This is a genomic window from Pseudomonas sp. Choline-02u-1, from assembly GCF_002836515.1.
Taxonomy (GTDB): Bacteria; Pseudomonadota; Gammaproteobacteria; order Pseudomonadales; family Pseudomonadaceae; genus Aquipseudomonas.
This window is the reverse complement of sequence record NZ_PJBC01000062.1, coordinates 1-20,189: the sequence shown is the minus strand read 5'-3', so window position 1 is coordinate 20,189 and position 20,189 is coordinate 1. Positions and strand designations below refer to the sequence as shown.

The following is a 20,189-nucleotide window of genomic DNA, read 5'->3' as shown; positions in this document are numbered from 1 at the left end:
GTATGGCGACTGTCGAGTGTGGGAGCGAGCCTGCTCGCGATGGCGTATCAAAACCGCCGCAAATATTCAGCCTGAATCAAGCCTGCGCGGGCGCACTCACTACCGGTCTTTCCGGCTTGCGCAGCGCCTCAAGCCTTGATTCGCTGTAGCGCGTTTCGCGGAAGAAGCGCCAGTGGCCGAACAGGTCGTAAACATGGGTGATCCGCCCTTGTTCCTTGTAGCCCAGGCGCACATGCATCTTCAGAGCCGGGATATTGGCGTTGTCGCAGATATCTACGACTTTTTTGAACCCCCGGGCGTCCATGACTTGCCAAAGTGCGGTCTGTGCGTCAACGGTCAAGGTGCTGCCGAAATAGGGCCTGGCAATTTCGGCACCGAACTGGAAGTACTCACCGGGCTGGATCGTGAACGTGTAGCGGTAGAAGTGCCGATCGTAATAGTCGCGGGTACTGGCCCAGACGAACCCGACGGTGTGGCCTTCCTGGTCCAGGTACATGTGCCCCGTGTGCCCTTCAGCGGCCAATTCGGCCATGGTCTGCACGCGGTCACCAAAGTACTTGCCGAAGGCTTTGGCGTTGTCCTCGGTGATGTCGACTCTGCGCAAACCCTCACAGGGGCGCAGTTTGTTCGGGGCAATCGGTGTGACCAGATCGCGCTCCATCCAGAGCAATTCACGGTGAGCAAAAACGTAACGTTTGCCCAGCGCACCAAGGGTACGGCGCAGGCCTTTTTGTTTGATGCGCAGAAGCAGTTCTTCGATGACGTTCATGATGCTCTCCGAGGCGCTAGCCCAGGTGTGGGGGATGATGTTGCCGGTTGAATTGCAGTTGTATTTGTTGCCGTCGGGTTGCCCGCACGCTGTGCGCGCCTTTTTTGCAGGGCCGGTTTGACGCAGTACCAAAGACGTAGCCCCAGCCCCAGCAGCAAACCACTGGGGCGCCATGAGTAGAAGCTCCAGCGCCAGTGTTCCAGTTGCCCGGTCATGCGCTCGTGCAGTTGATGGCTGGAGTTTTCCAGACTGACCCGCGATGCATCGATCCAGTGCCATTGCTCGTCCAGGCCCCAGCGAATCCATTCCTCCAGCAGCACTCGACCGCTGCCCAGATCCGCATGCTGTGGCAGGAACGCAAGGTTGTAGTCGTAAAGTCGGCCCTGCTCGAGCAGGCCCAGCCGATAGCTGATGCAGCGGCCGTCCAGCTCCAGCGTAACGACGCGCACCAGCCCTTGAGCGGCGAGGGCGGTGAAAGCGCTTTGTATCCACTGACGACTGCGTTCGGTGGCGAAGATCCCGACGCCCTCGTCACCTTTCCAGCTGACCGACTCGACTTGCTCCAGCTCATGTAGAACCGCAGGCATCGACAGCGCATCGGGGGTGATTCGCCGAACCTGGGCGCCGCATGCAGCAATCCGCTTGCGCGCCCGACGCAGTTTGTAACGCGGGTCGCCGGAAACTTCCTGCTGGTCGGCGTCGCTGATCAGATGCACCGGTACCCGGCAACTCAGGCGCCGTTCAGCCGTGGAGCTACGCGCCATCCAATCGGTGAGGGCACTTTCTTCCCCGGCAGGTTCCGACAGTTCGTTGAGTTGCAGCAGCGCATGGGGCAGGCGCTGACGGATCAGCATCAGCGCATCGCGCATATCCTCTGCGCCGAGCAACGACAGCAGGGCCAACCGATCGGCCAGCGGATAACCCAAGTGGCGCAAGACGCGAAATGACACGCCCGCGAAGCGTTCGCGGCCCGACACCAAGGGCAGGCACAGGCGCAGTGATTCTGCTTCCCAGCCGAGCAGCATGTGCAGGCGCTGATCCCCGCCCAGCGCCTGCTCTGCCGCGCACAACCAGGCAAGGTTGTTGAACGGCGTGTGATCGGCTACGCGCACGCGCAGTGCTTCGTAGGCAGTTGCCGGAAAGTCGGCAGCGCACAGGGACGTACGCCATTCGAATCGCATCGCCATGGGTTCAGGCCGCCGTTGCTTTGACAGGTGGACGGGAAGTTTTGCGCAGCGCTGTCAAACGCGAACCGCTGTAGCGGGTTTCGCGGTAGAAGCGCCAGCGGCCAAACAGCGTGTAGATATTGGTGACCCGCTGTTGTTCGGTATAGCCCATGCGCAGGTGCAGCTTGAGCGCCGGGATGTTGCTCGAGTCACAAACATCAACCACTTTGCTGCAGCCTTGCCTGGCCATGGCTTTCCACAGGCGCACTTGCACATCGACCGACAATTCGGTACCCCAGTAGGCGCGAGCCATTTCGCCGCCGAACTCGAAGAACTCACCGGGTTTCACCGGGAACCGGCAACCGTAGTAATGCCGATCAACATAATCGCGCGGCGTGCCCCAGATAAACGCCACGGCATCGCCTTGCGCGTCGACATGCATATGCCCGGTGTGACCTTCATCGGCCAGCTCGGCCATGACCCCGACCCGGTCGCCGAAGTAACGGGTGAAGGCGCTGGCGTTGTCTGCGGTGATGTTCATTACCCGCAGCGGTGGATAAGGTTTGAGGCTATGCGGCGGCACGGGACTGACCAGATCACGCTCCATCCACAGCAATTGCCGATGGGCAAAAATGTACATTCTGCGGATCTTCGCCAAGGTCGCTCGCAGGCCTTTGCGACGAATATGTCCGCTGAGTTTTTGCAAGATATCCATGGTTTCATCTCCTGGTAAAAGTGCCGCGCGCAGCGTGATGCTCACGGGCAGAGGGGCGGTTCATGAAGCGTTCCAGTTCAGGGCAAACAGGGCTTGCCCGGGTAATTCGAAACGCACTCGCCCGTTTTCGCAGGTGAACGGTGCGTCGCGGGCGCGATTGTCAACGCCAAACAAACGCAGGGCGCCGTGGTTCAGCGGGCACTGGGCGCCGCTCAGATCAACGCGTTGCAGGCGTGTGCCTTTGTTCACCCCGAGCAAGGTGCGCTGTTCGTCGCCGGCCATCGCCAGCACATCCACTTCGAAAGCGTCGTTATCCAGTTGCAGCACGTGCGGCAACCAATGCCGGGCGATGAATTGCTGGGCCAGGCCCACCGGTTTCAGCTCGAAGCGATCGCCGCCCAATATGCGCACCATGCCCTTGGCGTAGGGCGGTTCATCGGCTGCCTGGAACCAGTTGAGCATGCTCAGCAAGCCGTCCTGCGAGGCGTTGATGACCACCGAGGTCCACCACAGTGCGGCGTAATGAGTTTCCTGGTCGTATGGGCTCAGGCTCGAGCCACTGGACAGGTTGGTCTGATCGAGCAGCAAGGCCTTGCGCGGCTGACCCTTTGCGTCGAGGCCGACCAGCTCCGCGGCACGGCGCACGCTGTCGCGGTAGACGCGAGTGGCGAGCAGGTCGCGGATCATCCATTCGTGCCAGGCCAACGCGTCAATCTGATCGGGCGCTTCACTGAGCAGACGCCGTGCCCAATCAATCCCGCGTTTGTCTGCGGCGTTATCGGCGAACGGGCCGTTGATCAGTCGTGAGCTGGCCGGCATGGCAATGCGCACACCGGCCCTGGCATTGGCCGGATCGCTGCGCACCTGGCGGGCCATGCTGACAAAAATCGCCCGATAATCCTCGTAGCTTGAATAGTTGAGGTTCGGCTCGTCGGCGAAGCCGATGTAATGCGTGCCGTGACCACTCAATGCGCGCGTGCTGGCGAGCCAGGCATCGAGGCCGTTGCTGCTTTGCACGTCGGCGCGCAGATTGGCCTGACGCCCGGTGCCGGCGAGCAGGGTGATGTCTTGGCGAATGCCGAAGCGCGTCTGATAGAGCTGACGAACCGGGTCTTCGACGCGAGCACTTTTCGACGTTATGTCAACGTAGCTGTAATAACTCGCCGCACTCGGTTTCAAGGCATCCAACGCGGCGTGACTAGTCGCGGGCGGCATGAGATTGGGCAGTGCGATGCCCAGATCCGGGGTGCGCCCGAGCACCTTATCGTGCAGTGTCAGGCGGACCTGGCCCGACGCTTCACGCAATGGCTCAAGCTGCTGCGGGTTCTGCGCAAACAGGTTGGCCGTGCCGTCGAGCCAGAACGCTGCCTTGCCGCTGCCCAGCAGACGCAAGCGCCAGACCTGAGCCTGGTCGCTGACCGGCAAGGCCACTTGATCGAATTGCCAATAGGCGCGGTAGGGCTTGAGGGGCAGCGACAGCTGTTGTCCATCGTCCATGCGCTGCGCTTGCAGCGCGTTGACGCCGCCGTGGTATTTGCCGTTAAGCACCGCACGCTCGCCCGGTGCCACTTGGAAAAACAGCTCATCGCCACGGCGGGTTTCGACGCTGAAATGCACCTTGGCCGGACTGAACAGCGCCACGGTTTTATCGTCATGCTCGACGCGGTAACTGCGGAAACTGTAGCCGGGAATTTCCAGGCGATAAGCGGCAGCGCCCGGCACCAGTGGCCAGCGCTGCGAGCCGCGAACCTCACTGGCCTTGATGAACCGGTCACCTTGCAATCGGCCGTGGCCGTCGAGCAGGTAGATATGCTCTTCATTGGCCTCGGCCTGCCACGCCGGGACCCAGCGCACGGTGACTGTGTCCGGGTGATCGGCTTGCAGATACAGACTGCCGTCGCGGATGTCGCCCCACTGCATTGGCGCAGCGAAGGCGTTCAGCGTCAGGCCGAGTCCGAGCAGCAGGGCCAGGCGCTTCATGCGGCTTTCCTGCGGTGCAGCATCAGCCACATCGGGCTGAGGTCACCGGGCAGAATGAACAGCGTGTGCCAGAACGGTACGCCGCTCAGCCGGCAATACAGCACCAGCATCGCCAGGGTCACTGCCAGATAGGCAATCGAGGACGCCGCCGCTGCGCCGACGATGCCGTAGCTGGGGATCAGCAGCAGGTTCAGGCCCAGATTGAGCAGCGCACCCACCCCCATCATGAGCGAGACGCTGGCGGGGCGATTCTTGCCGATCAGGTCCAGGCGCAGAATGCTTGCGTAGCACAGGCCCAACAGCCCCGGCAGCAAAGCCAGCAGCGCCGGATACGCCGGTTGGTAGGCGACGCCGAACAGGGTGATGATCAGCCATTCGCCGATCAGCGCCATGGTGATGCAGGCGCAGAGCATTACCGTCGCGGTCAGGCGCAGCGCCAGCGGCGTGACCTTGTCCATGCCCTTGTCCTGTTGCAGCAGACGCTTCATCAGCGGTGTAGTGACCGCCTCCGGAACGATCAGCAGCAGTTCGGCGGCGGCGCTGGCCATGGCGTAGTGACCGAGCGCGCTGCTACCGAGCAGGGCGCCGATAAACAAATAATCGGAGCGCAGAATCACTTGTTGAAACAGCAGGTCCGGATGGCTGCGCGCACTGAATCGCAGCAACTCGTTCTGGCTCGCCCGATCCCATTGCAACTGCAACGGCTGTGCGCATTTGAGCCACATCCACCCCACCAGCACCACCAGGCTGATACCGGCCAGCCAACTGATCAGCGCGGCTTCGAGTGCCGCCTCTTTCCACATCCAGAACAGCGCGACAAACAACAGCAGCGGCGCCAGCGATTCGATCAGACGCAGGACATTAAAGGCGACCACACCGCCCGAGGCGTTGTGCAAGGTCAGCAGGCCGCTTTTGAGCACCGTCAGCGGCACCGCCAGCAACAACAGCCACGCCAGTAGACCGAGCTGCATCGTGACATCGAGTTCGCTGCCGAATTCTCGCGCCAGCGCCACCACCAGCAATGTCAGCAGCCCGGCCAACAGGCAGCCGAACACCAACACCTGAGCGAGCAACAGCCCCATCGGCCGCTGGTTGGCCGCTTGATAACCGACTGCTGAGTTCAAGCCGCCGCTGGTGGCCGCGCTGATCAGATCCGGCAGGGTGCTGAGCAGGGCGAACAAGCCGCGTTCACTCGGCCCGAGAATCCGCGCCAGCAACACATTGCGCAGCAGGCGCAAGGCGATCATCGCCAGTTTGGTGCCCATGCTCAGGGCCAAGTGCCTGATGTAACTACCGCGACTCATGGCCGTGCCCCGCGAAAGATCCGTAACGACAGCAGTTCCGGATTGCGCGCGGTGCGCTGGCTGACGCCGAAGCGCGGCAGGTTCAGCGGATCGCCGGCGCCGCGATAAAGCCCGGTGGACGTGCCAAGCGCAAACGGATAGTCGTGATTGGCAACCTGCTCACGCACGCGCTCATCATTGTCACCGTTGGGGTAGCAATACACCGGCAAGGGCCGATTGCAGCCGTTTTGCAGGGCACCGCGGCTGCGGCTGATTTCTTCGTGCAAGCGACCGTCATCCAGCCCGGTGAGGATCGAATGACTGGCGCCGTGGGGGCCGAAGCGCACCAGACCGGATGCTTCCATGGCGCGCACCTGATGCCAGTCCAGCGCTTGCGGCAAGGAATCCGGCGGGCACTCATTGGTCAGACGTTCAAGCTCCTGCGGATCGAGGCTCTTCAGCCCTTGCAGATAATGCAGCAGGGCCAGGCTGCGCCGGTCGACGTCGATATCGTCGAGCAACACCGGCAGCGGATGACCGGTGATGCGCAGGTGCTCGATCAGGTGCATGCGCGCCTTTTCGCCATGGCTGCCCCACAGCGTTTCCCCGACGCTTTCCCACCAGAACCGTTGCCGGCTGCCAATGAAATCGGTGGAGAGAAAAATGCTCGCCGGCACTTGGTATTTCTGCAGCAGCGGATACGCGTTCACCGCGTTGTCACGCCAGCCATCATCGAAGGTCAGCGCCACGCGCGGGCGTTCGGTGCGCAGGGCGTTGGGCTGCAACAACTCCATCAGCGGCACGCAATCGAAATGCTTGCGCAGCCATATCAGCAAGTGTTCGAACGCCTGCGGGCCGACGCACAGTTCATTGCGGTGCGGCAGGTTGGCGGCACGGTCGTTGGCCAGCACCCGGTGGAGCATCAGGATGACCCCGGCCCCGTGCAACTGGCTGCGCCCCACTGACGAGTTGAGATAGAGCCAGCCGCTGGTGCGTTTGAGCAATTGTTTGATAGCCATGGCATGCGCCCTCTCAACGATTCTGATCAGGATTCCACTGTGCGTACCGTTGCCCGCGCAGGAACTGCCACAGGCCGACGCTCATGCCTGCCAGCGTTACCAGCAGGAAGGCCGCGAGGCGGAACGGTTTGGGCAAACGGTGTTGCGAATCCAGCAGGCCGGCGATGGCAATCGAATAACCGATCAGTTGCGCGACCAGACTCAGGCGATAGAAACCGTGTTCGTCCCACAGCCAGAAATTGCTCAGCAGCAGCGGCAGCAGCAGCACCGGCGCCAGTCGACGGATCAGTTTGTGGCTGATCAACGCAACCGAATACAGTCCGTGCTTGAACGGGTTGAGCAGTTCGCGGCGTTGCGCCAGGCTCTGCAGGCCACCGACCGTGACTCGCTGGCGACGACGCCATTGCTTGTCCGCTTCGTCGACGCCCTGATCGATCACCTGGGCCTCGGGCACGTAGACGATGCGTTTGCGTGCCACCGGTGCGCAGGTGCTGATGAAGAAATCATCGTTGACCTCTGCCGGCACGGGCTGGAACAACTCGCGGCGCAGCGCAAGCAGCGCGCCGTCGGCGGAGACCATGCAGCCGGTGCGATTCTCGACCCGGCGCAACCAGCCTTCGTAATGCCGATACAGACTGTCGCCGATGCTCAGGCCGCCACCGGTGACCGGGATCACCATGTGTCCGGCGCAGGCCCCGACCTGAGGATCATTGAACGGCGCGAGCAAGTGGCCGAGGGTGTCGCGCGACCATTGGTTATCGGCATCGGTGAACACCAGAATGTCGCCGCTGCTCACGGCAACTCCGGCATTGAGCGTGGCGGCTTTGCCCTGACGCGGCAGGTCGAGCACGGTAATGCGCGGATCAATCACGTTGTGCGCGCAAACCACGGTGTCATCGGTCGAACCGTCGCTGGCCAGAATGATCTGCAAAGCGGCCGGCTGATAGTCCTGAGCCAGCAGCGTACGCAGCTTGTGCTCGATGTGGCGTGCCTCATTGTGCGCGGCAATCACGATGCTGATGGTCAGCGGCGGTGCGGGGGCATGTCGCCAGGCCGGGAACAGTGGCGCGAGCAAGGTCAGCAGCAGCGGATAGCCGATGTAGGCGTACGCTGCCAACAACAGGCACAGGCAAAATATGAGTTCAGCCACGGGCAGGCCTCCTTGCGTTCCAATGACACAGACTGAGAATCAATGCCGCGCTGGCCAGGTGCAGGCGCACCCAGTGCAGGCCCCAGAGTTGCAAGGTCAGGCCGACGTTATGCTGGCCAATGCTTTGCCGCATGCTGAGCAGCAGACTCGGTAGCAGGCCCAGCATCACCAGCATCAGCGCCTGCTGCGCGTAACCGCCCAGCAACGCAAAAATCGCCAAAGCATCGAGCAACCACACCAGCAATGACAGCAGCGGAAACCGCAGCAGACGCAGGCTCATGCCATGGGCGCGGAGCAATTGCAGGTGACTGCCCTGACGCCACAGTTCCTTGCCGATCCATTCGCGCCAGGTCATTTCATAGCCCCAGTGCAGGGCGACGCTGCTACTGACCGACAGCAGGCGCGCACCGTGTCCGTGCAGACGCAGGGTGTATTCCTTGTCCTCACCGGTGCGCAGGGTTTCGTTGAAACCGCCGGCATTGTCGAACCACTGCTTGCGCATCAGCAGGTTGGCACTGGGCAGCCAGTGCACGGTGCGAGTGGCGCGGCCCGATGCAGACAAAGAGCGGCGCTGCCAGGCGGCGGCGAACCATGGCGCGGCGGCAGGGGTGTGCAGGTCCAGTCCGAAGACGTCGCCCTGGTCGCTCGCAGCCAGGGCGAACATTTGCTTGAGCCAGTCTTCGGGCATTTCGATATCGGCATCGATGAACGCCAGCCATTCACTGCGGGCAACCGCTGCGCCGCGGTTGCGCAAGGCGCCGATCAGCAGGCCGGGCAGCACCAGAACCCGTGCGCCGAATGCGCGGGCGATCTGTGGCCCGTCGTCGGTGGAGCCGTTGTCGACCACAATCAGTTCACAGTCGATATCGGCTGCGTGCGCGGCCTTGCTGGCGGCCAGCAGCGTGCGGCCGATGTGCCGGGCCTCGTTGAACATCGGAATGACAATGCTGATCTGGCTCATGTTCTGGCCTCCGTCAGCGGTGTCTGCTCGGCTTTCAGGCGCAGCACCCACGTCAGCGCCAGCATGATCCACAGGTATTTCAGGTTCGGCGCGCTGAGGAACATCAGGAACAACGTCAGCGACAGAAAACTCATCCCCAAATGGGTCACCAGATCCGCGTGCTGCCACTCGCGCCGCTCAAGCCATGCACGCCGTGCGCGCATCAGGTTGTAGAAACCCTGCACCAGCATGCCGACAAACAGCAGGCCGGCGGGAATGCCCAGTTCGCTGAAGATCTCCAGATAGGTGTTGTGCGCCCGGCGATACAGGTCGCCGATCTTGCGATTGGCGGAAAAGGCCTTGGCATAACCGGTGGTCGCGTAGTGCAGCGGGAAGGTGCCAGGGCCGGAGCCGAGCAGCGGATGCTCGCGGATGATCTGGCTGCCGACGACAATGTAGGAGGCGCGACGGCCAAGGGATTCGTCCTGGGCCTTGGCCCCGGCGCTGAGGATACTCAGCGACTGGATGCGTGCCAGATACCCGGCCGGCATCGCATAGATTGCCAAGGGCAGAATGATCGCGGCGCCGAGCATGGCGAAGCCGAAATGCCGTGGGCGAATGCGTGTCAGCTGCTGGCGGTAATGCCAGACACCGATGGCCAGGCTCAAGGCCAGCACCACCAGGCCTGAGCGCGATTCGGTTTTGGTCATGCCGCCCAGCAACAAGAGGCAGCAGCCCGCCCAGAACAGACGTTGCAGCAGGTTCGGGCTGCGGATCACCAGCAGTAGACCCAGCGGCACGGCAAAGGCGATCAGCAAGGCAAAGGCGTTGGGGTCTTCGAGCAGACCGGCGGCGCGGCCCTTATCCTGGAATCTGCTGGAAAACATCGCCATGGCGCAGGTCGTGCTGACACTCAAGGTGACCAGTCGGGCGAACAGGTCCAGATTCAGTTCGCGGCCGATCAACAAGGTGATGACGAACAGGACCAGGCCTACGCTCAGTTCACGCAGATGACTCTGTGACATGCCCATATTGTCGCTGGCGAACAGGCTCAGCAGGTACAGCGCCATAAAGCCGATGAGGTAGCGCCAAAGATTGCTGCGTAGGCGCTGCGACGGAATCTGATGCAGCGCCAGTTGCAGCATCACGATCACCGCCAGTGAGGCACCGATCAATTTGCTGCCCGATACCGAGCTGTCCTTGAAAAAACCTTCGAACGGCACCAGCGCGGCAATGCCGAGCAGACCCCAGGCCGGTTTGCGATACAGGACGGTAAAACCGACCAGGCCAATTACCGCCCCCGGCGCCAGATAGGGCCAGGGACTGGCCAGCAAACCGAGGCTGACCAGGGCGAACAGACTGACGATCGAGAGCGGGAAAATCATGCGCGTGCCTCCCGTGCCGTTTGGATGTACAGCTGCGACCAGCGTTCGGCCAAAGCCTTGAGGTCGTAGCGTTCCTGTTGGGTGCGTCTGGCGTTGTCGCGCAATTGCGCGGCCAGCTTCGGTTCGGCCAGCAAGGTGTCGAGCTGGCGGGCGAGGGCGGCGGTATCGGTTGGCGGGGCGAGTAGCCCGTTCACGCCGTGCTGCAGGACATCGGGAATACCGCCGACCGCGAACGCCACCACCGGCACGCCGGCCTGCATCGCTTCAAGCAGAATCATCGGTGTGCCCTCGGTGCGCGAGCTGATCACCAGCGCATCGAGTTGCTGCCACCAGCCTTGCATCGCCGTCTGATAGCCCGGCAGGCGAATCCGCTGCTGCAAACCGGCAGCGTCGATGCGCGCCTGCAACGCTTCGCGTTCCGGGCCGTCACCGAGCATCACCGCGTCCAGTTGCGGATGCTGGTGACACAAGGCAATCAGCGCATCGAGAAACAGATCCGGACCTTTCTCGCTGCTCAAGCGGCCGACGTAACCGGCCAGCCAGCGTTTCCGGTCTGCCACCGGTGCCATCGCCGGTGCTGCTGGCAAACCGTTGGGAATCACTTGCAACTTCTCCGCGCGTACGCTGGCCTCCAGGTGCAGCGTGGCGATGCTTTGCGCCACGCAGACCACCCTTTTCACCGACGCCGTGCGGCACAGTTGCAGGCTCAGCCAGGTGTAGAACTTCTGCTTGCGACTGCGCGGTGTGAAGCCGTGTTGAGTGATCACCAGCGGCAGGCGCAACAATGTTGCGCCGAGCCAGCCGAACAGCAGCCCCTTGAAGTTGTGGGTGTTGAGCAACGGTTTGTCGCCCCGGCGCTGACGCAAGTGCCGCAGCAGCTCGCCCAGCCCTGAACAAGCGCGAGCGTCCACCCCGGCCTCACGAAAGCGCGCGATCAGTTCTGGCGGCGCGTCGAGAAACAGCACCTGGTGCTGCCCCGGCGTGGCCAGACAATGATCCAGCAACATCCGCTCGGCCCCATAGAAGCCGCCGCTGCTGAGCACATGAATGATCGGCAGGGCGACGATTGGGGTGGACACCGCGTTCAATTGCGCACCCAGTGAACCAGGCTCGGCATGGTCCAGTTCTTGTGCGGATTGCCCAGCTGCGAGGTTTCTTCGTTGAGCACCAGCAAGACCGGCAGACCCAGCTCATGGCTGATCTGCGCCGGATGCTTGAAGCGGTGATCAAAGAACTCACGCACGTAGACGAAGGCGATCGCCAGCAGCAGCCCGGTGAACAGCCCGAACGGAATGATCAGCATCGGCTTGGGAAAAGCCGCCTCGGTCGGTTCATACGGCGGACTGAGGACGCGGGCGTTGGACAAGTCGTTATCCAGCGCGCGGGTTGTGCTGCTTTCGGCAAAGCGTTGCGCATAGGTAGAAAACGCTGCGTGCAACGCGCCGATCTCGGTGTCCATCTGGCGCAGCTTGCTTTGGGTCTGCTGCAATTGATGGATACGATTCTTGAAGTCGGCAATGCGCGCGGTTTTCTGCTCGATGACCTGGCTCACCACCGACAAGTCGATCGTACGTTCCTGGATGCGGTTGTTGACCACTTTAAGGAACTGCTGGCGCGTGCGGGCAATCTGCTCGCGGGCCAGCAACATCGGCTCGCTGCCGGGCTGGAATACCGCCAGGTCATTCATATAGCGGCTGACTTGAGTAGTCAGCGCCTCGCCCATCTGCCTGATCTCGCGGTCCTCGAACGCAATGTTGTCTACCGTCGTGGTGAAGGTGAACGGGAAGGTGTAGTCGTTGAGTTTGTTGGAGTTGGCAGCGGCCAGGCTGGTTTTCAGGTAATCGAGCCAGCGCTGGCTTTGCAGCAAGCGATCACGATACAGGTTGAGTGCCTGCTCTTCGGTGTTGATCGCGTTGAGGCGAAAGGTGATTTCCTCCTTTGGATCCGCCGCGCCGACATTTTCCAGCAGTGCCTGGCGGTTGCCTTCCAGACCATCGAGACGCACTTGATACTGGTGCTTTTTGGTCTCGTAGAACGACTGCGGCAAGTCGATCGATTGCAGTGCCTGACGGCTGACCAGGTAGTTCTGCAACAGCGCGCTGACAAACATCGTGCCTTGGCGCGGATCCGGAAAACTGTAGGTGATCGAGATCACGTTGGAGCCGGGCAGGGTTTCGATTTTCAGGCTGTCGACGGCTTGCTGGGTCAGGGCGTCGAGGGTGGTGTCACGCACCGGATCGGTTTCCATCCCGAGCCCGTTGCGCAGCGGGTTGATCACGTACTCGCGCAGCGGTGTCGAGACGTAGCGCTTGAACGGTTCGCCCAGCAATTTGGCGAATACGCTCGGCGGTGGGCTGTATTCACCGTTGTCGCGCAGTTCGCTGATGGTCTGACGGATCAGCGCCGGCGAACGCAGAATATTGCTTTCGGTTTCCATGTCTGCCAGCGATGGCGGAATGAAAGTGGCATTGTCCTGGGTCAGCGAGGTGGTCGCATCGCCCTGAGACAGCTTTTTCGACTGCACGATGACCTGCGCGGTGATATCGAAGCTCTGTTTGAGCAGCAACGGCAGGAGCAGGGCGATCACTGCAAAGGTCAGGAAGATGCGCTTCACCAGTTGCTTGTTGGCGAAGAAAATCCTGAAGAACTCATGCAGGTAATTTTCTTTTGGGTTCATGTCGGTCACCTGAGAGTCAGTTGTCACTGCCTTTGTTGTCGACGCGGTAGCCGAAGCTGAAACCGACGCCCTGGAACAGCACCACATCGGCCAGTTGGCGGGCGAGTTCGCCGGCGCTGGCCAGTTTGGTTTTTGGCACGTAGAGCATGTCGTCCGGCTGCAGATACGCGATTTGTGGCGCCTCCCCGGACAGGGCTTTCTCGACGTCGTAATTCATCGCCTGCACCTGATTGCCGTTGCGCCGCATGATCACCACCGAATCCAGCCGCGCCTTGACGTTGGTGCCGCGCGCCAGGGTCAGCGCTTCAAGCACCGACACCGGCCGGCGGATCGGGTACGAACCCGGTTGCGCGACTTCGCCCAGCACATAGATCTCATTGCCGGCGGTGGACTTGAGCAGCACGTCCACAGTCATCCGTCCTGGCAGTTGCGCGTATCGCTGATTGAGGAAGGTTTCCAACTGATTGACGGTCATGCCTTGCAGCGGCACGGCGCCGATTTCCGGAAAACTCGCGTAGCCGTCAGTGCCGACGGTGATCTCGCGACTCATGCCGGTGGCCGGGTGGTTCAACGCGCTTTTAAGGTTCTGCTCGTTGCTCAGTGGGCTCAGAATCTGCACCGAGAGCTGATTGCGGTTGGGCTGGAACAACTGCTTGCGCTGATAGACGCGCTGGATTTCCTGCCGGGCTTCATCGCTGGTCAAACCGGCGATTTTCACCGAGGTGTTGGCACCCGGCAGTTCGATCGAGCCATCGGGCAGCACCAGTTGCGTGCCGTTGAGCTGGCTGGCGGCAGTGAAGTTCAGGCCGATCTGATCACCCGATTGCACGCGGTAGGCATCCGAGCCACTGGTGCTGATGTGAAAAATCACATCCAGCACGTCTTTCGGGCGCAGGGTCTGTTCGACCCTTGGCATGTCGGTGGCCTGAGCATTGGCCGGTGTGGCGGTGAGAATATTCACCGGCATGTTGCGGGTCTCGGAAGTGCTGGAGCAGCCCGCAAGCGGCAGCAACAGCAGGACAAGCATTCTGGCGTTCATGGCGTCATCCTTTGCGTTCGCTTACAGGTTTTTGTAAAGCCATTTGGGCATGTAGTACTTGCGCCGGTTGAACACGCTGCCGACCACTTTCGCCCCGGCCTGGGTCAGGCGTTGCAAAGCGGCCTGGGCAACTTCCCAGCGGGTGTCTTCGGCGCGGACGACAAACACCACACCGTCCACTTGCGTGCTGATGACCAGCGTGTCGGCGTCGGAATACACCGCGTCGCCATCGATCACCACAAAGCGGTACTGGCTGCCCAATTGGTCGAGCAACGGGCTCAGGCGCTCGGCGGTCAGGTGCTCCAGCGTACGGATCGGCCGGCCGTTGGGCAGCACATGGAACGGCAGGCTGGAGGTGTGCACCACACAGTCCTGCAACAGTGGCGGGTTGCCCGAGCTGAACAGCAAGTCGCGCAGGCCGCGCTCCTTGCTCAGGTTCAACTGCTGGGTGAGGTTGCTCGCCGACTGGCTGGCATCGACCAGCAGCACCTGGCCGCTGCTCATTTGCGCCAGTTGGCTGGCCAGTGCCATGGCACTGGTGGTGGTGCCCGCGCCGGGGTTGGCGGCGGTCAGCAACAGGATCCGCAGATCGAGATCCAGCACGGTCGACGTCAGATTCGATTCGCTGGGGCTGGCGATGCTCAGGCTTGTATTGGTTGAACCGTCCATTAGCTTGCTCCGTGGCCGCTGAATACTTTGAAGGGGGTTTTCAACAGAATCTTCAGATCAAGCAGAAGGCTCTGCTCGGCGATGTAGCTGAGGTCCAACTCAACGCGCTGGTCGAAGTCGATATTGCTGCGTCCGGAGATCTGCCACAGGCCGGTCATGCCTGGGTAGATCGCCAGACGCGCGAGGTGATTGTCCTTGTAGCGGTAAGCGTTGAACGAGGTCGGGCGAGGGCCGACCAGGCGCATGTCGCCGGTCACTACGTTGATCAGGTTGGGTAATTCGTCGAGGCTGGTACGGCGCAGAAAGCTGCCGATGCCGGTGACGCGCGGGTCCTTGTCGATCTTGAAGTCGATGGCGTCGGCCCCGTGTTTGTTCAGGTGGCGCAGCGACTCCTTGAGGTCTTCGGCGTTGCTGACCATCGTGCGGAACTTGAACATGCCGAACTTGCGGCCGCGATAACCGGTGCGTTTCTGCACGAACAGCACCGGCCCCGGGCTGGTGAATTTGATCGCCAGCGCCAGACCCAGCAGCACGGGCGAGATCAGCAGCAGAATCGTCAGCGCGCCCAGGCAGGCGACCACTCGGTTGGTCCGCGACAGCTGCCATGGGCGGCCACCATCGCGGCCGCTGAGCCAGCCGCGACCCTGACGGTGGATCGCCGCGTCGAGGCGCATGCGATGTTCCGGGTCGACGCGCTTGTCAGGGCGCATTTGTGCAATCGACACACTTCTTTCATGTCCAGTCATGGCGTCCTCCGCATTCATTCAGCCGCAAGCGGCGCACGGGCAGTGGGGTAGTAGTTACGGAACCAGGCAATGAAGCGGCCCAGCCCTTCATCCAGTTCTATCCGGGGCTGGAATCCGGTGGCCTGGGCCAGATCGCTGGCCTCGGCGCAGGTGTTGAGCACGTCGCCCGGTTGCAGTGGCAGCAGCTCGACAATGGCTTTGCGATCGAGGTGTTTTTCCATCAACGCAAGGTAGGTTTTCAGCGCGACGGGTTGTTGCCCGCCGATGTTGAACAAGCGCCACGGCGCCATGCTGCTGGCCGGGTCGGGCTGCTCGCGGTCCCACTGCGGGTTGGCTTGCGGTGGCTGATCGATCAGGCGGGCGATGCTTTCGACGATGTCGTCGATGTAGGTGAAATCGCGCTGATGCTCGCCGTAATTGAACAGCTTCAGCGGTTCGCCTTCGCTGATCGCCCGGGCGAACTGAATCGGCGACATGTCTGGCCGGCCCCAGGGCCCGTAAACGGTGAAAAAGCGCAGGCCGGTGCAGGGAATGCCGAACAGGTGGCTGTAGCTGTGTGCCATCAGTTCGTTGGCTTTCTTGGTCGCGGCGTACAGCGACAGCGGATGGTTGACGCCATCCTTCACTGAGTAGGGCGTGTGTTGGTTGGCGCCGTACACCGAACTCGACGAGGCATAGATCAGATGCTCGACCGGGTGATGCCGGCAGCTCTCGAGAATGTTCAGGAACCCATTGAGGTTGCTGTCCAGATACGCTCGTGGATTGTCCAGCGAATAACGCACCCCGGCCTGCGCGGCCAGATGGATCACCACTTGCGGCAGCTCGCGAGCAAACAATGCGTCGATGGCTGAAGCGTGGGCCAGATCCACTGTGGCCAGCGGAAAATCGCCGACCTGCTCGCGCACCCACTGCACGCGGTCGTGCTTGAGCTGCGGGTCGTAGTAGTGGTTGAAATTGTCCAGGCCGACCACCGAATGCCCGTCGCGCAGCAAGCGCAGGACGCAATGGGCACCAATGAAACCGGCGGCACCGGTCACCAGAATCTTCATGGTCGCAGCCCTTCGGGGGCGATGTGGCGCAGGCCGATGCCGCTGTAATGCAGACCGGCGGCGGCGACTTGTTCGGGGTTGTACAGGTTGCGGCCGTCAATGATCACCTTCGAACGCAGCTTCTCGGCGAGCAGATCGAAATCAACCACGCGAAAGTTTTTCCATTCGGTGCAGATCACCAGCGCGTCGGCGTCTTCGAGGGTGTCATCGCGGGTGGCGCACAGGTGCAGGTCGTTGCGGTAGCCGTAGATGCGCCGGCACTCGGACATGGCTTCCGGATCGTAGGCCTGCACGCTGGCGCCTTCGGCCCACAACGCGTCCATCAGATAACGGCTGGGGGCTTCGCGCATGTCATCGGTGTTGGGTTTGAACGCCAGACCCCAGATTGCAATGGATTTGCCGGCCAGGCCTTGCGGAAACTGCGCGCGCAATTTGCTGAACAGGATATGCCGCTGGCTGTCATTGACGTCGGTGACGCTGCGCAGCAGTTTCAGCGGCATGCCGTTGTGTTCGGCAGTGTGGAGCAGGGCGCGCAGATCCTTGGGAAAGCACGAGCCACCGAATCCGCAGCCCGGATAAATGAAGTGGTAACCGATGCGCGGATCGGAGCCGATGCCTTTGCGTACCGCTTCAATGTCGGCGCCGAGCAATTCGGTGAGGTTGGCCAATTCGTTCATGAAGCTGATGCGGGTGGCGAGCATCGCATTGGCCGCGTACTTGGTCAGTTCGGCACTGCGGTTGTCCATGAACATCAGCTTTTCGTGGTTGCGGCAGAACGGCGCGTACAGCTCGCTCATCTGCTCGCGGGCAGCATCGTCGCGGGTGCCGATGATGATCCGGTCCGGACGCATGCAGTCGGCGAGCGCGCTGCCTTCCTTGAGAAATTCCGGGTTGGATACCACGCGCACCTGCAGCTCGGTTTTGCCGCGCAACAGCAATTCGCTGGTGGCCGTGGCCAGAACCTGGTCGGCGGTGCCGACTGGCACGGTGGATTTGATGATCAGTGTGCGATCGCCTTCCATCAGGCCGGCAATCTGTCGGGCGACGTTAAGCACATGGCTGAGGTCGGCGGAGCCATCTTCGTCCGCCGGTGTGCCGACGGCGATGAAGATCAGCTCGGCGTGAGTCACCGCATCGCTGGCCTGAGTGCTGAACGAGAGGCGCCCGGCCTTGATGTTTTCTTCAAGTGTTGCGGACAGGCCTGGCTCACTGATCGGCGGTACCGCTTGTTGCAGTTGTCTGATCTTGCTCGGATCAATATCAATGCATAAGACCCGATGGCCGACATCAGCAAGTGCGGCGGCTTGTATAAGCCCGACATAGCCAGTGCCAAATACGCTTACGTCCATCTGCGCACCTCGATAAAACCGAAAAAGTTAACTACGGAATAAGATTGTTAAAGGGGTATAGCGCAGGGTTGGAAAAACGTGTCAGCAAAATGACATGTTGCACGGGTATAACACTTGAGTCTTTTTTGGCGATTGGCCATCAAGTCATTGCTGCGATTGAAATTGTTCGTTTTTTGCAGATTTGTTCAGATTTAAAATAAGCGACAAGCGGTAGAAGGTATTGGTTTTAAAGGAATTTAGTGGCTGGTGTGTCAGATTTGAGGCACCGTTTTTTTGACGCTTGATCCGGCTATCAATCATTTCTTGCGCTTTCAGGGGCGGGTGCTAGTGTCAGGTTCTGACCGACAAACCTTTGACATCGTGTTTTTTTGCCCACCTGGTAGCGCCATGTTCAGATATGCCAAAGAACTGCTCTTAGTTGTCTTCATGTTGTCGTATTCCGACTATTACCTGGAGCGGTTAAATGCTATCGGGTGGAGTTTCAATGCACTTGTTTTTGGCGCGATGTTTTTGGCGCTAACGGTGGCGTTATATCTAACTGCCTATATACGTCAGGCTCTCGTTCGACAGACATTCGCATTGGCGATGTTTGCCGCCGCGGTTTTTTTTGATGTCTACACCCGGGTCACTGCGGATTACCTGAGGTACAGCGATTTTGTTTCGCTGGTGTATTCCGGCGGCTTCATCCAGGAAGCGGCGTATCAGTACCGCGACGCGATCCTGCGCGCGGTGCTCATTGGCTTGCTGCTGTTGTTCGGCATCGGGCTCAAGCCGCGTCATCCGCTGGTCATACCGAACACGCTGCGGGTCGCGGCGCCTATCGTCGGTGTGTTGATGCTCAGTGGAGTGCTTTTTTTACGCGCGGGCGAGGGCGCCCGGGGCCTGCCGATCATGTACACGCCTTTGGCCTACCTCAACCTGTTTGCCTATGAGGCACTGCACGACACCGTTGGCCCTCGCGAACCGGTGACGCTGGCGCGCGCCGCGCCTGCTGTCGGCCACGACATCGTGCTGATCATCGACGAAAGCATTTCCGGCAACTACCTCGACATCAACGCGCCGTTCGGCGTGCACAGCAACCTCAAGCAAGCGCCGCCCGGGGTCGATGTCTTCAATTTTGGTTATGCCGCGTCCATTGCCAATTGCAGCGCCGACACCAATGTCACCTTGCGCTACGGCGGTACCCGCGCCGATTACAGACGCATCAACAGCACGCTGCCGTCGATCTGGCAGTACGCGAAAAAGTCCGGGCTCGGCACGGTCTACATCGACGCCCAGCGCACCGCCGGCAACCTGCAGAACCTGATGACCGTCGCCGAGAAAAACGATATCGACAGTTTCGTGCAATTCGACCAGACCAGCGTGCGCGACCGCGATATGGCCGCAGCGGCGAAGCTGATCGAACTGCTCAATGACGATCGTCCAGAACTGATCGTGATCAACAAGGTTGGCGCGCATTTTCCGGTGCACGACAAATACCCCGATGCGTTCATGGCCTACCGGCCGACGCTGCCACGCGGGCAGTTCACCGAAGTTGCCGACACGGGCGAACGCGCCGGTTTCAACGGCCAGCCGGATGACTGGTTGCTGTATCGCAACGCCTACAAGAACACACTGTTGTGGAACGTCGGCGAGTTCTTCGCACGGGTGTTCGCCCAGGCCAATCTGAACAACGCGCTGCTGATCTACACCTCCGATCATGGCCAGGATCTGCATGAACGCGGCAACCCGGGCTTGAATACCCATTGCGGCGGCAACCCGGTGGAGGAGGAGGGACTGGTGCCGCTGGTGGTGATTCAGGGCCGTGGATTGCAGGCGCCGGACTGGGTGGCGAATCTGCCGGCAAACAAGGACCGCTCGAGTCACTACAACATCTTCCCGACGCTGTTGCAGGTGATGGGTTACGACCTGGCCGCCGTTGAAGCGGTGTATGGCAAACCGTTGAGCGTGCCGACGGCTGATGACTTCACCTTCAACTACCGTTTCAATGCGCGGTTGGGGGCCAAGCCTGAATGGAAGCATATTGATCTGAGCCGCATCGTCACCCCGGAGCGGGCGCCGGCGAGTGTGGCTTCGGGCCAGTGAGTCTGGCATAAACCCGGCGGGCCCTCTTCGCGAGCAAGCCCGCTCCCACACTGAAAACGTCGCGCCGCCGATGGCCGGCCAGCCGTCGCTCTTCTGTGAGAGCGGGCTTGCTCGCGAAGAGGTTGGGTCAGTCAATGCAGCGGCAACTGCCAGGACGCTTTCGCGAGC

The 20,189-nt window shown here is 61.2% G+C and carries 17 protein-coding genes; 1 reads left to right on the top strand and 16 read right to left on the bottom strand.

The genetic code is table 11. The features are described 5' to 3' along the window. Window positions 1–76 precede the first annotated feature (76 nt). From CXF97_RS19175 to CXF97_RS19100, 16 genes are read right to left on the bottom strand one after another with little or no spacing between them, the layout of a single operon-like run. The gene (locus CXF97_RS19175) at window positions 77–769 is read right to left on the bottom strand and encodes an N-acetyltransferase (protein ID WP_101159879.1); all 693 of its coding nucleotides are present in this window, start codon (window positions 767–769) and stop codon (window positions 77–79) included. Further along, complete coding sequence (locus CXF97_RS19170; protein ID WP_101159878.1) at window positions 766–1,956, bottom strand: GNAT family N-acetyltransferase; 1,191 nt, start codon at window positions 1,954–1,956, stop codon at window positions 766–768. Before CXF97_RS19170 ends, CXF97_RS19175 begins: the two co-directional genes overlap by 4 nt. A gap of 4 nt (window positions 1,957–1,960) precedes the next feature. Further along, entirely contained in the window at window positions 1,961–2,650 is a 690-nt protein-coding gene (locus CXF97_RS19165) for a GNAT family N-acetyltransferase (protein ID WP_101159877.1), read from the bottom strand. Window positions 2,651–2,710: 60 nt separating this feature from the next. Continuing rightward, window positions 2,711–4,630, bottom strand: coding sequence for a hypothetical protein (locus CXF97_RS19160; RefSeq protein ID WP_101159876.1), 1,920 nt, complete (start codon window positions 4,628–4,630; stop codon window positions 2,711–2,713). Further along, a complete protein-coding gene (locus CXF97_RS19155; RefSeq protein WP_101159875.1) occupies window positions 4,627–5,934 on the bottom strand; it encodes an oligosaccharide flippase family protein in 1,308 nt (435 codons plus the stop codon). Before CXF97_RS19155 ends, CXF97_RS19160 begins: the two co-directional genes overlap by 4 nt. Then, window positions 5,931–6,932 (bottom strand): polysaccharide deacetylase family protein, encoded by a 1,002-nt coding sequence (locus CXF97_RS19150; RefSeq protein ID WP_101159874.1) that lies wholly within the window; start codon window positions 6,930–6,932, stop codon window positions 5,931–5,933. Before CXF97_RS19150 ends, CXF97_RS19155 begins: the two co-directional genes overlap by 4 nt. A 13-nt stretch (window positions 6,933–6,945) precedes the next feature. Further along, window positions 6,946–8,082, bottom strand: coding sequence for a glycosyltransferase (locus CXF97_RS19145; protein WP_101159872.1), 1,137 nt, complete (start codon window positions 8,080–8,082; stop codon window positions 6,946–6,948). Further along, a complete protein-coding gene (locus CXF97_RS19140) occupies window positions 8,075–9,043 on the bottom strand; it encodes a glycosyltransferase (protein WP_101159870.1) in 969 nt (322 codons plus the stop codon). The genes CXF97_RS19145 and CXF97_RS19140 overlap by 8 nt, the downstream gene beginning before the upstream one ends. Next, on the bottom strand, window positions 9,040–10,407 hold the full coding sequence (locus CXF97_RS19135; protein WP_101159869.1) for an O-antigen ligase: 1,368 nt from the start codon (window positions 10,405–10,407) through the stop codon (window positions 9,040–9,042). Before CXF97_RS19135 ends, CXF97_RS19140 begins: the two co-directional genes overlap by 4 nt. After that, window positions 10,404–11,495, bottom strand: coding sequence for a glycosyltransferase family 4 protein (locus CXF97_RS19130; RefSeq protein ID WP_101159868.1), 1,092 nt, complete (start codon window positions 11,493–11,495; stop codon window positions 10,404–10,406). The genes CXF97_RS19135 and CXF97_RS19130 overlap by 4 nt, the downstream gene beginning before the upstream one ends. After that, complete coding sequence (locus tag CXF97_RS19125) at window positions 11,492–13,084, bottom strand: Wzz/FepE/Etk N-terminal domain-containing protein (RefSeq protein ID WP_101159867.1); 1,593 nt, start codon at window positions 13,082–13,084, stop codon at window positions 11,492–11,494. The genes CXF97_RS19130 and CXF97_RS19125 overlap by 4 nt, the downstream gene beginning before the upstream one ends. Window positions 13,085–13,100: 16 nt before the next feature. Beyond that, window positions 13,101–14,123 (bottom strand): polysaccharide biosynthesis/export family protein, encoded by a 1,023-nt coding sequence (locus tag CXF97_RS19120; RefSeq protein WP_101159866.1) that lies wholly within the window; start codon window positions 14,121–14,123, stop codon window positions 13,101–13,103. Between the two features lie 21 nt (window positions 14,124–14,144). Continuing rightward, complete coding sequence (locus CXF97_RS19115; RefSeq protein ID WP_101159865.1) at window positions 14,145–14,792, bottom strand: CpsD/CapB family tyrosine-protein kinase; 648 nt, start codon at window positions 14,790–14,792, stop codon at window positions 14,145–14,147. Further along, complete coding sequence (locus CXF97_RS19110; RefSeq protein WP_101159864.1) at window positions 14,792–15,538, bottom strand: sugar transferase; 747 nt, start codon at window positions 15,536–15,538, stop codon at window positions 14,792–14,794. Before CXF97_RS19110 ends, CXF97_RS19115 begins: the two co-directional genes overlap by 1 nt. A gap of 14 nt (window positions 15,539–15,552) precedes the next feature. Further along, window positions 15,553–16,587, bottom strand: a complete 1,035-nt coding sequence (locus tag CXF97_RS19105) for an NAD-dependent epimerase (RefSeq protein WP_101159863.1) — start codon at window positions 16,585–16,587, stop codon at window positions 15,553–15,555. Then, window positions 16,584–17,936 carry a UDP-glucose/GDP-mannose dehydrogenase family protein gene (locus CXF97_RS19100; protein WP_101159859.1) on the bottom strand — a complete coding sequence of 451 codons (1,353 nt, stop codon included), beginning with the start codon at window positions 17,934–17,936 and terminating at the stop codon, window positions 16,584–16,586. Before CXF97_RS19100 ends, CXF97_RS19105 begins: the two co-directional genes overlap by 4 nt. A gap of 387 nt (window positions 17,937–18,323) precedes the next feature. On the opposite strand from CXF97_RS19100, the gene CXF97_RS19095 reads away from it, so the two are divergent. Further along, the gene (locus tag CXF97_RS19095) at window positions 18,324–20,021 is read left to right on the top strand and encodes a sulfatase-like hydrolase/transferase (protein WP_101159858.1); all 1,698 of its coding nucleotides are present in this window, start codon (window positions 18,324–18,326) and stop codon (window positions 20,019–20,021) included. The last annotated feature ends 168 nt before the right edge of the window (window positions 20,022–20,189 follow it).